We start from the raw sequence: 15,801 nt of genomic DNA on the forward strand, positions 1-15,801 counted from the left end.
ATTTAAAATTCCATCGGAATATCCATTAACAATACTTCCGCATCTGCGGTATTTGCTTTAAAGCTGATGCCATCGTTATCCCAAATACCTAAACCATCTCTTTTGCTTAAAGTTTGGCCATTAATGGTAACTTCTCCGTTGATTACAAAAGCATAAACACCGTTTCCAGCTTTTTTGATTTTATATTCAGTTTCAAATCCGGTATCAAATTTACCTAAAGAGAACCAGGCATCCTGTTGAATCCAAACACCAGCATCATCAGCACTTGGTGATAAAATCTGTTGGAAATTGTTGTGCATAGCTTCCACATCTAAAGTTTGTTGATCGTAACGTGGTGTAACATTTTTCTTGTTTGGGAATAACCAAATTTGTAATAAATTCAATTGTTCATCCGCAAGTGCATTGTATTCACTATGACTAACGCCTGTACCAGCGCTCATTACCTGAATTTCTCCAGCGGTAATAGTTGCCGAATTGCCCATGCTATCTTTGTGTGCAATGGCTCCTGCTAATGGAATCGTAATGATTTCCATATTATCATGTGGATGAGTTCCAAAACCCATTCCACCATCAATCAAGTCATCATTTAAAACCCGCAAAACTCCAAAGTGCATTCTTTCAGGATTGTAATAGTTAGCAAAACTGAATGAGTGGTGAGCATTTAACCAACCATGATTTGCATGGCCTCTGGTATTTTCTTTGTGCAAAATAAACTGTGACATAAATTTCCTTTCTTGTTTATGATACAAATTTACTGCAGGTTTTAAACCTGTGCATTGATGTAGGGTAAGTAATACCAGGATGATAAGATTATAGGATTTTAGAGCAGGATTTTAAGGATTAGAGGATTTTCCGGATTATTATTCAGAACCAGAATAGCTTATGTTTTGCTAAAATGGCATTATTGTTATGGAGACGAGTATTTCCTTTACAAAAGGCCTAAGTACTGTTTCTCCGTTTCACTTAAATCGGCCTAACAAATTTTTGGGGATGCAATACCAAAGCTTCATCACTTGCTTTAATACAAAAATTTTCAGCCGACATTTTTGTTTCTTTTGGTATCAAAAGAAAAAAGCCTGTCTGGCTGAGACAAATAAACACCCCGCCTTGCAGCCACCTCTCTAAAAGAGGGGAATTGCAAATCGCCTAATCTAAAATCAAAACACAATAACAAAAAGCGGGGCTATCGTAACCGATGCCCCACTGTTATTCCTTTACTAATTAAGATTCTGAAATAAATTCAGAATGACGGCTAACTTACGAAAGCGCCTGCTCAATATCAGCCAAAATATCATTTATATGCTCCAAACCGATTGATAAACGAATCGAGCCTTGCTCAATACCTACAATATTGCGCTCCTCTTCGGTTAATTTACTATGTGTGCTTGTAGCAGGATGCGTAGCGATAGAGCGTGTATCGGCCAAGTTCGCAGAAATAGAAAACATTTTTAAGCCATCCATAAATTTGCTGGCACCAGCCACTCCGCCTTCCACAACAACAGTTACCACACCGCCACCTTGTTTCATTTGTTTTTTAGCAATCTCATATTGCGGATGTGATGGTAAGAATGGATATTTTACCAGTTTAATTTTCGGGTGCTTCTCCAGGTATTCGGCAACTTTCAATGCATTTTCACAATGGCGATCCATACGAACAGCCAATGTTTCTAAGCTTTTTGATAAAATCCATGCATTAAATGGCGATAAAGATGGTCCGCTGTGACGGGCAAAATTCATTACTTCGGTAATTAACTCCTTTGTACCTAAAATTACTCCACCCAAAACGCGACCTTGTCCGTCGATGTATTTAGTAGCCGAATGGATAGAAATATGAGCGCCCAATGCTATTGGCTGCTGCAAATACGGTGTTGCGAAACAGTTATCAACCACCAAAAGCTGATTGTGTTTTTTAGCCAAATCGCCCAAAAATTCCAAATCTATAATGTCGATGCCAGGGTTTGATGGCGTTTCTACGAAAATCATTTTGGTATTTGGCTTAATTAAACCTTCCCAATCTTCCGGTTTATCCAAATCGGCATAATCAAAAGTTACGCCCCATTTAGAAAAAACATTGGTTAATAATTGGTGAGTAGAACCAAAAACCGAACGACTTGAAATAATATGGTCGCCATTTTTTAAGAAAGCACCAAAGGTTGTAAAAATAGCAGCCATACCTGTTGCGGTAGCAAAACCGTCTTCAGCGCCTTCCAGCAGGCACATTTTCTCAATAAATTCTGATGTACTTGGATTTGCATAACGGCTGTAAACATTCCCCTCTTTCTCATTTGCAAAAAGCGCCCGCATTTCTTCCGCATCATCAAACTTATAACTCGAGGTTAAATAAATTGGCGATGAGTGTTCTTTGTGCAAACTGCGTTCAACTTGAGTGCGTATCGCTATGGTTTCAAAATTTTCGGATTTCATTCTATAATGTTGTAAGTTTTAGGTTATAAGTAATAAGTTTAAAGAGCATATTTCAGGTATGTATTAAGTTAGTAGGCTTGTGCTACTTATAACTTAAAACGTATTACTTATTACCCTTAATTTCATATGTAAAGTTAATTTTTGCAGATCGGCCTAAAATATTCGACACGGAGCAGTATTTATCAAAGGTCATGGCTAAGGCACGTTCTACTTTTGTTGGGTTTAAATCGCCAGTTAACTCGAAGTGAATATCAATTTCATCGAAAATCGGCGGCATTTCTTCATCCCTACGTGTAGCATTAATGGCAATTTTAATATCATCCAAAGGTTCTTTTTGTTTAGTCAGCACGTTTACCATATCAATGCCGCTACAACCACCTAGCCCAATCAGAAGCATTTCCATTGGCCTAAACCCTTTCCCCTCGCCACCGATAGCAGCTTTTGCATCCAACTCTACGGTAAAACCGCCTTCATTCTCTGCCTCAAAGTTAAACTTCCCGCTTTTGCGGATGAGATTTATATTCATGTTGTTAGTATAAAGTATTAAGTATCGAGTATCAAGACCTTATGCCCTCTACCCTACAACCTTCTACCTTTGTTAAATATTATAATAAACTAAATTGTCTTTTTCCAGTTCGGGCAGTTTAACGGGTTCGTTAAAAATTGCAAAAACCGACGAACCGCTACCACTCATTAAAGCGAATGTTGCGCCTGCATCGTATAAACTGGTTTTTATTTGATGAATTTGGGGATACTTTGCGAATACCGATGGCTCGAAATCGTTGATAACCTTATTTTTCCATGTTGTTGGCGACAAATGTATGATTTCTTTTAAGGATTGCAAAGGCTTTTGAGGTTTTACCAAAGCATAAGCATCTGCTGTGCTCACATGTATAGGCGGTTTTACTAAAACTTTAAACCAGGCTGACAAATCAACCTCGCATTTTTCAAATTCATCACCTTTATTAAAAGCATAAACCGGTTTATTTTCGATAAAAAACGCACAATCTGCCCCCAATTTACGAGCATAATCTTCCATTTGAGTTATAGATAAACCTAAAGTAAACTTATCATTCAGAAGTTTGATTAAAAAAGCACAATCCGCCGAACCTCCGCCCAAGCCCGCACCAACTGGTATATTTTTTAACAAATTAATCTGCTGCGCTGGAATATCAAAATCGGCCTTTATCAATTGGTAAGCCTTAAAACATAGATTATCATTCGAATCGCCCGGAATATCAATGCCATGAATTTTGCAAGACGTAAAATCTGCATCCGTAATTTCAACCGAATCTTTAATATTTATCGGGTAAAAAACAGTTTCAAGGTTGTGGTAGCCATCTGCCCGTTTTTCGGTAATGTTTAAGCCTAAATTTATTTTTGCGTTTGGAAAGGATAGCATTTTGATATACGATTTTTGATTTACGATTTACGATTTCCCGTCAAAGCTAAATCGATGCGCACACAAACATACAAAAGTGTTTTTAGTGATTGATGTTTCTTCGCACTTTCTCAAGCCGAGTTGAAGCGCAAAACCTGTGAACCAATTTAAGCTTGTTCCTGTGTTTCGCTATTACGCTTCGCTTCGTCGTTCCTCCTTGCTGCAGGGTAATCGCTGCACCCAGGGCTATGATGCAAATTTGGTCTACTATTAAAGTTTCAAAAAAACCGATACGCCTAAAATCATATCAATGTTAGTAAATGGTAAGTGTGCATAAAAAGGCGCTTCAACAAATCATAAATTTTAGATATTTGTAAATTATCAATTCTTATGAAACAATATTTAGATTTAATGCAGCATGTGCTGGATAACGGCGCCCAAAAACACGACCGCACAGGAACTGGAACCATTAGCGTTTTTGGCTATCAAATGCGTTTTAACTTGCAGGAAGGTTTTCCGATGGTAACTACCAAGAAATTGCACTTAAAATCTATAATTCATGAATTAATCTGGTTTTTAACTGGCGATACCAATATTAAATACCTTAAAGATAATGGCGTTCGCATCTGGGATGAATGGGCCGATGAAAACGGAAACCTTGGTCCAGTTTATGGTTCACAATGGAGAAGCTGGCCAACGCCAGATGGACAACACATCGACCAGATTACGAACATCATTAACACGATTAAAAATAATCCCGATTCACGTAGAATTATTGTTTCTGCGTGGAATGTTGCAGAGATAGAAAACATGGCTTTGCCGCCTTGTCACGCCTTTTTTCAGTTTTATGTAGCCGACGGAAAATTGAGTTGCCAATTATATCAACGCAGTGCTGATATTTTCTTAGGCGTTCCTTTCAACATTGCATCTTATGCTTTGTTAACCATGATGGTTGCACAAGTTTGCGGTTTAGAAGCTGGCGATTTCGTACATACTTTAGGCGATGCCCATTTATATAACAACCACATCGAGCAAGCGAACTTACAATTAAGCCGTGAACCAAAGCCATTGCCAACAATGAAAATCAATCCTGATGTGAAAAGTATTTTCGATTTCAAATTTGAAGATTTTACGTTGGAAAATTACGAACCGCATCCACATATTAAAGGGATAGTAGCGGTATAGTTCATTTGTTTCATTTGTTCAATAGTTCAATAGTTCAATAGTTCATTTGTCATTGGTATTATTAGTCTAAGCGTTTAACCTTAAATCTCTATTCAATTTTCATCCCTTGTAATTAATGTAAACAAAGTAATTATGAGTTATAATCGAATTGAAGATTTGGAAGTTTATATGCTTGCTGAAGATTTATCGAATGAAATTTGGGACATTACAACTAAATGGGACTTTTTTGCCAAAGATACTGTAGGAAAGCAAATTTGCAGAGCTGCTGATTCAATAAGTGCAAACATAGCTGAAGGATATTGACGTTTTCATTTTAAGGAGAACAAAAATTTTTGTTATTACAGCAGAGGTTCTATTTTGGAAACCAAGTCTTTCTTAAGAAAAATGCGACATAGGAATTTAGTTAGCGAAGAAATTTATAATCAACTTTTCAATAAGCTCGAAATTATACACATTAAGCTTAATGCTTATTTAAAATATATTGGCACGAAATCTTCTGGTACTAAACCATGAACTGATGAACCCAATAAACTAATGACAAATGAACTAATGACGAATGAACTAAGAACCCTTTCCATAGCCGTAGCAGTTGGTAAAAACTTTGCCATTGGCAAAGACAATCAGCTTTTGTGGCACATGCCAGCTGATTTAAAGTTTTTCAAACAAACCACTCTAGGGCACACGGTTGTAATGGGTCGTAAAACATTTGATTCTGTTGGCAGGCCTTTGCCAAACCGGAGAAACGTAGTGATTACCAGAGATGCTTCTTTAAAAATTGATGGTGTTGAAGTAGTAAATAGTTTAGATGAGGCTTTACAGATTACTCAAAATGAAGAAAAACCTGTATTTATAGTTGGTGGAGCAGAAATTTATCGCCAGGCTTTGCCAAAAACAGATACACTTTATTTGACTACGATTCATCATACTTTTGATGCTGATACTTTTTTTCCTGAAATTGATCGAACTGAATGGGAAACGGTTAGCGTAGAGCCGCATCAAGCTGATGAAAAGAATAAGTACGATTATACTTTTGAGGTTTTAAGAAGAAAGTAAGTTTTTTTTACCACAGAGCACACAGAGATTTTCACAGAGGACATGAAGCAATTTAATGCGTTCGCTTTTAAATTCACCGTTTTGAGATTGCTTCTGGTCTCGTATTGATATAAGCTGTATGCATTTTACCGAAAATATCTTTACCTCCTGTACCACCTAAACCCGATATACGCGGAAAGCTACCAATTTTTCTTTGGTGCTTGCAGCATTAGCGGGAACGAACCAAAGCCAAATGCTACTGCAATTGCTTTCCAAATAAATCAAGACATATTTTTTATCTTAAACGAGATATGTGTAACGAATCTGTAGTGATAATTCTCTGTCGAAAATTAATCTTAATAAATTATCAATTAAGGGGTTCTATAATTTAAAAATTTAATTAGATTTGCCGACTTGTTAAAAAACAGCGAAAGACAAATTATTTTAAACAAACAATGCAAGGAAAAGGTTTTATTAAGTTTATAGCGATAGTATTAGCTATCGTTTGTGCGTATGCACTTTCTTTTACTTTGGTAGCATCCAAGGTGGAAAAAGACGCAAAAAACTATGCGAAAGGTGATGCAGCCAAAGAAAAGGCTTATTTAGATTCGATGAGCACCGAGAAAGTTTATCCAATTGTTGGATTTACTTACGGTGAGGTTAAATCGAAAGAGATTAATTTAGGTTTAGACTTAAAAGGCGGTATGAACGTAACGATGGAGATATCGTTAGCGGAATTGGTTAAATCATTAGCGGGCAACCCTACTGATGCAAACTTTAACAAAGCAGTTCAAAACGCACAAATCCAGTTAAACGCTGGCGGTAAAGATTACATCAAAATTTTTGTTGATGAATTTGAAAAATTAAGTCCGGGTGTAAAACTTGCTGATTATTTTTCAAATCAAGACAATGCATCGCAATTAAAACCTAGCGCTAGCAATGGCGAAGTTGAATCTTTCTTAGAAAAAGAAGCAACTAGTGCTATCGATCGTTCATTTACCGTTTTACGTTCTCGTATTGATGGTTTCGGCGTTGTTAGTCCGAACATGCAAAAGCAAGAAGGCAGTAACCGCATCTTAATCGAAATGCCAGGTGTACAAGATAAAGAGCGTATTGCTAAACTTTTACAAGGTTCTGCTGAATTACAATTCTGGCAGGTTTACCAGGTTCAAGAGGTTGCGCCATTATTAGAAAATATAAACAAAACGTTAGCGTCAACTTTAAAAACTGAAGCGCCAGCTACTACTACCGATACTGCTGCTAAAGCTGGTGGCAAATTAGCAGGCTTAGAAAACGCAGCTAAAGATTCTACTGCTAAAGGTGGAAAACTTGCTGGACTGGGTAAAAAAGATTCTACTGCTGTAAAAGCTGAGTTAGCAAAATCTAATCCATTGTATGCCGTTTTAAGTCTTCCGATCTATCAAGGCGAAAACGGACAACAACAATTAATGCCAGGCGCTGTTGTTGGTATGTCGTTACAAAAAGATACTGCAAAGGTTAATTCATATTTAAAACTTCCAGAGGTTGCTGCTGCAATTCCATCTACGATGAAATTTATGTGGAGCGTTAAACCTAGAGAAGGTTCTAAAGTTTTCGAATTATACGCAATTAAAGTTTCAAGTGCTGATGGTAAACCAGATTTAGGTGGTGATGCAATTAGCGATTCTCGTGCTGACTTTGACCAAAAAGGTAAACCAGAGGTAACCATGTACATGACCAGCGAAGGTGCTGCGAAATGGAAAAAAATTACTGCTGAAGCTGCTGCAGATGCGAATAATAAAAAATCTATCGCTATTGTTTTAGATAACATGGTTTATTCTGCTCCTACGGTTCAGAATGAAATTGGTGGTGGTGTTTCATCTATCACTGGTAACTTTACACAAGCCGATACTAAAGATTTATCAAACATTTTAAAGGCTGGTAAATTGCCAGCTCCAGCTCGTATTGCTGGTAGCTACGTAGTTGGACCAACTTTAGGTGCACAAGCCATTCATGATGGTTTAATCTCTTTTGTGATTGCGTTTATCGTCATCTTAATCTTCATGGCGTTATACTATCACCGTGCTGGTTGGGTGGCTAACTTTGCCTTATTGGTTAACTTATTCTTCATTATTGGTATCCTGGTATCACTTGGTGCAGTTTTAACATTGCCTGGTATTGCTGGTATCGTACTAACTATTGGTTTATCAGTAGATGCAAACATCCTGATCTTTGAACGTGTACGTGAAGAACTTGCCTTAGGCAAAAATATTCCTACTGCCATTAGAGAAGGTTTCAAACATGCAATGCCATCTATCTTAGATGCTAACATTACTGTATTCATTTTAGGTGCAATCCTTTATGCTTTCGGTAGCGGACCAGTTCAAGGTTTCGCCACTACTTTGTGTATTGGTATCCTTTCATCGTTATTTGCCGCTGTATTAATTTCAAGAGTGGTTTTCGAAGCAATGTTAGATCGTAAAATGGAAATCAGTTTTGATAATCAATTTACACGTAATGCATTCAAAAACTTAGCCTTCAACTTCGTTGGTCGCCGTAAAATTTATTACATCATCTCTACAGTTATTATTTTAGCTGGTATTGGAATGTACTTCAAACATGGTGGCTTAAACCTTGGTGTAGATTTTAAAGGTGGTAGAACCTATTTGGTTCACTTCGATAAAGCGGTGAATACTGAAGATATCAAATCTCAATTAACGCCAGTTTTCGGTAACGAAACGCCTGAGGTTAAAACAGCGGGTGAAGCCAGCCAGGTTAAAATTACTACTACTTTCCACATCGAAGATCAGGATATTAAAACTGACAAAGTTGTTGAAGATGCCTTAAATAAAGGTTTAGCAGGTTCTAAATATGAGATTGTAAGTTCGCAAAAAGTAACTCCAATTATCGCCAGCGATATTGTAAACGGTGCTTTTTACGCAGTATTAATTTCATGTGTATTCATGTTTATTTACATCGTTGTACGATTCAAAAAATGGCAATATGGTTTAGGTGCAGTATTGGCACTTGCGCATGACGTTTTAATGGTACTATCATTCTACACTATATTAGATGGCGTTTTACCATTCTCATTGGAAATTGGTCAGGATTTTATTGCAGCAATTTTAACGGTAATGGGTTACACCATGACAGAAACCGTGGTTGTATTCGACCGTATCCGTGAGCGTTTAAAAGAAGCTGGTAAAGAAGATTTACATGGAGAAGAACGTAATCAATTAATCAACTTCGCATTAAACAGTACATTAAGTCGTACCATTTTAACTTCACTAACGGTATTCTTCGTGTTGCTAGTGATCTTCATTTTCGGTGGCGATAGCATCCGCGGATTCATCTTCGCATTGTTAATCGGTCGTGTTATTGGTACATATTCATCATTATGTATCTCTACTCCTATCGTGATTGATTTGGGTAGCTCTGAAGAGAAGAAAAAATAAGAACTTAATTCTTTAATATATTTAACGCCTCGATTTTATCGGGGCGTTTTTTTTTAGTAATAAAGTTCATAGTCCGTCATTTCGACTGGAGCACAGCGGAACGGAGAAATCTTTGAATTAAAAATAACAATTCAAAGATTTCTCCGCTACGGTCGAAATGACGGGCTTCATATTAAGAAAAATCAAGCGTCATAATAAAGTTATATTATTTTCAATAAGCATTGAAAATTCAATTCTTAAACCTTTTGGCTATCTTTTTGTTACGTTTACAGATATAAAAAGGCAGATAAAATGGATTTACAACTTCCTAAAAGCGAATACCCGAGAGTAGTTATAGTTGGCGGTGGATTTGGCGGAATTGAATTAGCTAAAAGATTAAAAAACAAACCTTTTCAAGTAGTGATGTTGGATAAACACAACTACCACACTTTCCAGCCCCTGCTTTATCAGGTAGCTACAGGCGGTTTAGAGGCCGATTCGATTGCTTTTCCATTGCGTAAAATTTTTAAAGGACAAAAAAACTTAACTTTTAGGGTTACAAAAGTTCAGGAAGTTAATGCAACAGAGAATTGCCTGAAAACAGATATTGGAAATGTGAAGTACGATTATCTGGTTATCGCAACTGGCTCTACCAGTAATTTTTTTGGCAACAAGGAAATTGAAGATAATTCAATGCCAATGAAATCAATTCCCGAAGCTTTGGATTTAAGAAGTTTAATATTACAAAATTTCGAGAAATCGTTAATAGAAACCGATTTAAATAAAAAAAGTGCTTTACTAAATTTTGTTGTTGTAGGTGGTGGCCCTACGGGTGTTGAAACTTCTGGAGCTATTGCAGAACTTAAAAAACATGTTATCCCGAATGATTATCCAGAGATGGATTTAAGTAGGGTAAATATTTATTTAGTAGAAAATTCTCCGGAACTTTTAGGTCCAATGTCTCCTCAGGCACAACAAAAATCGAAAGAATTTTTAGTTAAAATGGGCGTTCAGGTAATGAATGAAACCCGGGTTTTAGGATATGATGGACATACACTTTCCCTCCAGGATAAGGCGCCAATTTTAAGTTCAACTGTGATTTGGAGTGCAGGCGTAAAAGGTGAGGTATTACCTGGCTTAGATAATGCAGAAATTGTTCGCGGTGGAAGATTAAAAACGGACACACAAAATTTGGTTGTCGGTTATCAGAATATTTATGCCATAGGTGATGTTGCTGCAATTATCGATGAAGAAACGCCAAACGGACATCCTGGAGTGGCTCCTGCTGCCATACAACAAGGTAAACACCTTGCCAAAAACTTAATTAATATCACAGAAAATAAACCATTAGAAAAATTTAAATATTTCGATAAAGGATCAATGGCTACAGTTGGCAGAAATAAAGCCGTTGTAGACATTGGTAAAATCCGATTCCAAGGCGTTTTTGCCTGGTTTACTTGGATGTTTGTTCATTTAATGACTTTAGTAGGCTTTAGAAATAAAATCATCGTATTTGTAAATTGGGTATGGAGCTATTTTAGTTATGACAGAGGAACCCGTTTAATTATCAGAACATTTGCCAAAGATAGAAGTATAGATTACAGGGAAGAAGTTGAGGAAGTTCATTAGTCATTAGTCATTAGTCATTAGTCATTAGTCATTAGTCATTAGTCATTAGTCATTAGTCATTAGTCATTAGTCATTAGTCATTAGTCATTAGTGAAAACTTGATATTAGCAAAATGTTTTAATCTTGCCTCTTTTCTTTGCAAAAAACTTTGCGCATTTTGCGGTTAAACCAAACAACATGAGCCAAAAAAAATTCAAGCTAGTAGAGTGTCCGCGTGATGCGATGCAAGGGTTACACGATTTTGTTCCAACAGAACTGAAATCAGAATACTTAAACTTATTGCTACAAGTTGGTTTTGATACGCTTGATTTTGGAAGTTTCGTATCACATAAGGCAATACCTCAAATGTCAGATACGGAAGAAGTTCTGAGTAGATTGGATTTGTCTAACACGTCTACAAAACTTTTAGCAATTGTTGCTAACTTGAGGGGTGTAGAAAATGCTGTAAAGCATCAACAAATTTATTATTTGGGTTTTCCCTTTTCCATATCAGAAACTTTTCAGCAGCGCAACACCAATTCAAGCATATCGCAATCAATAAATACAGTTGAACAAATGCTTTCACTTTGTGATAAGAACGATAAGACAGCCGTTATTTATTTATCCATGGGCTTTGGTAATCCTTACGGTGATGAGTGGAATTATGAAATTGTAGAAAAATGGGCTGATGTTTTAGTAGGCAAAGGCGTAAAAATTCTTTCATTGGCAGATACGGTTGGGGTTTCAACTCCTGAAAAAATTACGGATATTCTGCCAAAGTTGATTGAAAAATTTGCGAACATTGAAATTGGCATTCATTTACACTCTACACCAGCCGAACGTTTTGAAAAAATTGAGGCTGCTTACCATTCTGGGATCAAACGAATAGATTCTGCCCTTAAAGGCTTCGGTGGCTGTCCTATGGCCGCTGATGATTTAACAGGAAACATTGCAACAGAAGATGTAATAAGCTTTTTAAACTCTAAAGGCGAAGAGCTCAGTCTTGATATGAATAAGTGGAGTGAGGCAATGAGCTTATCTGGTAAGATATTTGGATAGTTTTTTGTTTTATCCATAAAATGGTCATTGAGAGACACGCTGCAATCTCCATAAACAGTTTGCTTCGTGCCTCGCAATGACGACAGCATTATCTATACACTTTTCACCATTTTAAAATGCTGAATCCCAGCTTCTTCAAACTGTTCCCCCTCGGCAACAAACCCAAACTTTGCATACAAACTCATTGCATCCAATTGTGAGTTTAGGTAAATGTAATGTGCATCTTCAGGTAAATCAGAAAGTGCTTCTGCTATTAAAGCCCTGCCAACACCTTGCCCTCTAAAGTCTTTTAATACAGCAAATCGTTCTAACTTGTAACCCTTATCCGTTTTACGCCAGCGGCAGGCGCCACAAGGCTGACCATTGTGTGAAGCTAAAAAATGTGTAGACTCATCCTCATGCTCCCATTCTAACTCAGGCGGACAATCTTGTTCATCTACAAACACAATTTTACGTATAGCAAATACCTTATCTAAATCTTCGGGATGGTTAACTTTTTGAACTAACAGACTCATTATTTATGGCGTTTAAAATGTTTATTCTTTTCTAATTTTATTTCATTCAATTCTTTAGCAACATCAATAGAATGTGAACAATGAATATCGGCTTCTTTTTTGGCAAGCGTAGCAATCGTAACGTAAAATTTATGTAACTGATCCAATTCCTGTTCACTCAAATCTTCTATATCAACCATTCTGTTGCTTGCACCCTGTTGTGCAGCAATCAATTCATTCAATTTCAATTGAATTGCTTTGCCGTCCTTATTCTGCGCTTTTTGTATTAAAAAAACCATTAAGAAGGTAATTATCGTGGTGCCTGTATTAATTACCAGCTGCCAGGTTTCTGAATAGTTAAATAACGGGCCAGTTACAGCCCATAAAATAACTATAACGGTTGCGGCAATAAAAGCAATCGAACTGCCCGTAAATTTGGTTGCAGCATTGGCGAACTTCTCAAAAAAATTATTTTTTTTGGTATCAGTTTTAGATTTTATCATTACATCTTTGTTTGCTTAAATATAATGAAAAACAAAGAAAAACGCCATCGGTTTTAACCAATGGCGTTTTTGTTGTTAGTTGGAATGTTAAAAGGTTAGAACTATTGAAATGTTAAAACCTTTCAACTTTTTAACCTTTCAATCCTTTATAATTTATCGTTAGCGTTAATGCAGTTTAAATCTTCAAACGCAGTAGTTAAACGCTTAACAAAAGTTTCTTCTCCTTTACGTAACCATACGCGTGGATCGTAGTATTTTTTGTTTGGTTTATCTTCGCCATCAGGGTTACCAATTTGACCTTGAAGATAAGCTTCATTCTTTTTATAATATTCTAAAATACCTTCCCAAAATGCCCATTGCATATCAGTATCGATATTCATTTTAATAGCGCCATAAGAAATGGCTTCTCTGATTTCCTCTTGAGAAGAACCTGAACCACCATGGAAAACAAAGTTAATTGGCTTCTCGGCAGTTAAGCTAAATTTCTCTTTCACAAAATCTTGTGAGTTTTTTAAGATAACTGGTTGTAATTTTACGTTACCAGGTTTGTATACACCATGAACATTACCAAATGCCGCTGCAACGGTGAAACGTGGAGAAACTTTGCTTAATTCTTCGTAAGCATAAGCCACCTCACTTGGCTGAGTATATAACTTTGAGCTGTCTACATCGCTGTTATCAACGCCATCTTCTTCACCACCTGTAACACCAAGTTCGATTTCAATAGTCATGTTCATTTTCGCCATGCGCTCAAAATATTTCGCAGAGATTTCCATGTTTTCTTCAATCGGCTCTTCCGAAAGGTCTAACATGTGCGATGAAAACAAAGGTTTTCCTGTTTCAGCGAAGAATTTTTCACCGTGGTCTAAAAGGCCATCAATCCAAGGCAACAATTTTTTAGCGGCGTGGTCTGTATGTAAAACCACGGCAACACCATAATGTTCTGCCAATAAATGAACATGTTTAGCTGCCGATACAGCACCTAAAATACATGCCTGCAATTTCTCATTATCTAAAGATTTACCTGCGTAAAATTGCGCACCACCATTAGATAATTGAATCATAACAGGCGAATTTACTGCCTTAGCAGTTTCCAATACCGCGTTAACCGTATTTGTACCGGTTACATTTACTGCTGGTAAAGCAAACTGATGTTTTTTAGCCTGCTCAAACAATTCTTGAACGGCATCTCCGTAAATTACGCCTTTGTAGCCTTTTAAACTCATCTCTTGTTAATTTTATTAAGTCCGAAGTTAAAAAAAAAATTAACATTCCAAGCTTTTGTAACAACAGAATTATTTGCCCCACAACCAAATAAAGGCAATTTGGTGTAAAATTCATATTATCCTTAGTGTAAAAAAGACACTTTAAGAAAATATTCATATCTCAATAATTAATATTCATGCCATATACATCAATAATCAATTTACATCCCTACAAAATGTTGTTAGTTTGTAATTTGATTATTAGTAATTATTGATCCTCCTTTTATATTTGAGATTTGATAACCGCTCATTCTTATAATTGATTATTGGGAATTCTTAATCTTTATTATATTTTTCGTTTCTTTGCAATCCAATTCTTTAAAAAATTATATGGCTTGGTTTAAGAGAGAAAATAAAGGTATCATTACCACAACCGAAGAGAAGAAAGAGGCACCTGATGGCGTGTGGAATAAATGTCCAAATTGCAAAAAACCGCTACATCAGGCAGAACTTCAGGAAAACAAATACGTTTGCCATTACTGTAATTACCACTTGAGAGTAGGTTCTAAAGAATATTTTGAAGTTTTATTCGATAACAATGAGTTTAAAGAACTTTTCGCCAACCTAACTTCTGGCGATCCTTTAAACTTTAACGATAACAAACCTTATACCGATAGAATTATCGAAAGTCAGGCTAAAACCGGCTTAAAAGATGCTATTCGTGCTGGTGTTGGTAAAATTGAAGGACAGGAATTAGTGATTGCCTGTATGGATTTTGCTTTTATCGGAGGATCGATGGGTTCGGTGGTTGGAGAAAAAATTGCTAGGTCAATAGATTATAGCATCAAACATAAAATTCCATTCCTGATGATATCAAAATCTGGTGGCGCGAGGATGATGGAGGCAGCATTTTCATTAATGCAAATGGCTAAAACATCTGCAAAACTGGCGTTGTTAAGTCAGGCGAAAATCCCATACATTTCTTTACTTACCGATCCAACAACTGGTGGTGTTACAGCTTCTTACGCAATGCTAGGCGACATTAACATTGCAGAACCTGGTGCATTAATCGGTTTTGCAGGTCCGCGGGTAATTAAAGAGACCATTAAAAAAGATTTACCGAAAGGTTTCCAAACTTCAGAATTCGTTTTAGAGCATGGTTTCCTTGATTTTATTGTAGATAGAAGAGCAATGAAAGCTAAATTAGGTGCTTTTATTAAAATGATGAATAATTAAGTTTTTTGATTAATCGGTTAATTGTTAACTGTTTAATTGATATTCGAAAAGCAGGGCTTGAATAACATCGGTTATTTCAGCCCTGCTTTTTGCTTGTAGTCCCGATTAGAAAAAAATCGGGAGCTACCGCGGCAATCAGTATCTATGTAATAAAAGTGATCTTAGTTCAAGTGGTCTTTAGCAGCCACAATTGTTAAATTTAACAAACAATAGAACTAAGATCATGACAAATTTAGCAGAAAAATTAGACTTTAGCGGCCA

At 36.5% G+C, this 15,801-nt stretch carries 13 protein-coding genes and 1 pseudogene; 7 read left to right on the top strand and 7 right to left on the bottom strand.

Going from position 1 to position 15,801, the window contains the following annotated elements:
* Nucleotides 1-2 precede the first annotated feature (2 nt).
* The 4 genes from LUA91_RS17565 to ispE form a co-directional block, all read right to left on the bottom strand.
* On the bottom strand, nucleotides 3-722 hold the full coding sequence (locus LUA91_RS17565) for a pirin family protein (protein ID WP_231427413.1): 720 nt from the start codon (nucleotides 720-722) through the stop codon (nucleotides 3-5).
* 535 nt (nucleotides 723-1,257) lie between these two features.
* Nucleotides 1,258-2,424 (bottom strand): PLP-dependent aspartate aminotransferase family protein, encoded by a 1,167-nt coding sequence (locus LUA91_RS17570; RefSeq protein WP_231427414.1) that lies wholly within the window; start codon nucleotides 2,422-2,424, stop codon nucleotides 1,258-1,260.
* A 103-nt stretch (nucleotides 2,425-2,527) separates the two neighbouring features.
* Entirely contained in the window at nucleotides 2,528-2,950 is a 423-nt protein-coding gene (locus LUA91_RS17575; RefSeq protein WP_231427415.1) for an OsmC family protein, read from the bottom strand.
* A gap of 72 nt (nucleotides 2,951-3,022) precedes the next feature.
* On the bottom strand, nucleotides 3,023-3,826 hold the full coding sequence (gene ispE, locus LUA91_RS17580) for a 4-(cytidine 5'-diphospho)-2-C-methyl-D-erythritol kinase (RefSeq protein ID WP_231427416.1): 804 nt from the start codon (nucleotides 3,824-3,826) through the stop codon (nucleotides 3,023-3,025).
* Nucleotides 3,827-4,195: 369 nt separating this feature from the next.
* Between ispE and LUA91_RS17585 the strand changes: the two genes are divergently transcribed.
* From LUA91_RS17585 to LUA91_RS17610, 6 genes and pseudogenes are all read left to right on the top strand, one after another.
* A complete protein-coding gene (locus tag LUA91_RS17585; RefSeq protein ID WP_231427417.1) occupies nucleotides 4,196-4,990 on the top strand; it encodes a thymidylate synthase in 795 nt (264 codons plus the stop codon).
* A 132-nt stretch (nucleotides 4,991-5,122) separates the two neighbouring features.
* Nucleotides 5,123-5,503, top strand: a pseudogene (locus LUA91_RS17590) (four helix bundle protein).
* Between the two features lie 36 nt (nucleotides 5,504-5,539).
* A complete protein-coding gene (locus LUA91_RS17595) occupies nucleotides 5,540-6,043 on the top strand; it encodes a dihydrofolate reductase (RefSeq protein ID WP_370633671.1) in 504 nt (167 codons plus the stop codon).
* A 434-nt stretch (nucleotides 6,044-6,477) separates the two neighbouring features.
* The gene (gene secDF / locus LUA91_RS17600) at nucleotides 6,478-9,456 is read left to right on the top strand and encodes a protein translocase subunit SecDF (RefSeq protein ID WP_231427419.1); all 2,979 of its coding nucleotides are present in this window, start codon (nucleotides 6,478-6,480) and stop codon (nucleotides 9,454-9,456) included.
* A gap of 291 nt (nucleotides 9,457-9,747) precedes the next feature.
* Complete coding sequence (locus tag LUA91_RS17605; protein ID WP_231427420.1) at nucleotides 9,748-11,064, top strand: NAD(P)/FAD-dependent oxidoreductase; 1,317 nt, start codon at nucleotides 9,748-9,750, stop codon at nucleotides 11,062-11,064.
* 177 nt (nucleotides 11,065-11,241) lie between these two features.
* The gene (locus LUA91_RS17610) at nucleotides 11,242-12,102 is read left to right on the top strand and encodes a hydroxymethylglutaryl-CoA lyase (protein WP_231427421.1); all 861 of its coding nucleotides are present in this window, start codon (nucleotides 11,242-11,244) and stop codon (nucleotides 12,100-12,102) included.
* A gap of 92 nt (nucleotides 12,103-12,194) precedes the next feature.
* On the opposite strand, the gene LUA91_RS17615 is transcribed toward LUA91_RS17610, so the two are convergent.
* The 3 genes from LUA91_RS17615 to fbaA all read right to left on the bottom strand — a co-directional run bounded on the left by LUA91_RS17615 (nucleotide 12,195) and on the right by fbaA (nucleotide 14,325).
* Entirely contained in the window at nucleotides 12,195-12,617 is a 423-nt protein-coding gene (locus LUA91_RS17615; RefSeq protein WP_231427422.1) for a GNAT family N-acetyltransferase, read from the bottom strand.
* Complete coding sequence (locus tag LUA91_RS17620; protein ID WP_231427423.1) at nucleotides 12,617-13,099, bottom strand: low affinity iron permease family protein; 483 nt, start codon at nucleotides 13,097-13,099, stop codon at nucleotides 12,617-12,619. The genes LUA91_RS17615 and LUA91_RS17620 overlap by 1 nt, the downstream gene beginning before the upstream one ends.
* A gap of 146 nt (nucleotides 13,100-13,245) precedes the next feature.
* Entirely contained in the window at nucleotides 13,246-14,325 is a 1,080-nt protein-coding gene (gene fbaA / locus LUA91_RS17625; protein ID WP_231427424.1) for a class II fructose-bisphosphate aldolase, read from the bottom strand.
* Between the two features lie 369 nt (nucleotides 14,326-14,694).
* On the opposite strand from fbaA, the gene accD reads away from it, so the two are divergent.
* Nucleotides 14,695-15,540, top strand: coding sequence for an acetyl-CoA carboxylase, carboxyltransferase subunit beta (gene accD / locus LUA91_RS17630; protein ID WP_231427425.1), 846 nt, complete (start codon nucleotides 14,695-14,697; stop codon nucleotides 15,538-15,540).
* Nucleotides 15,541-15,801 lie beyond the last annotated feature (261 nt).

The sequence above is a fragment of the Pedobacter sp. Leaf250 genome (assembly GCF_920984735.1).
Lineage (GTDB): Bacteria > Bacteroidota > Bacteroidia > Sphingobacteriales > Sphingobacteriaceae > Pedobacter.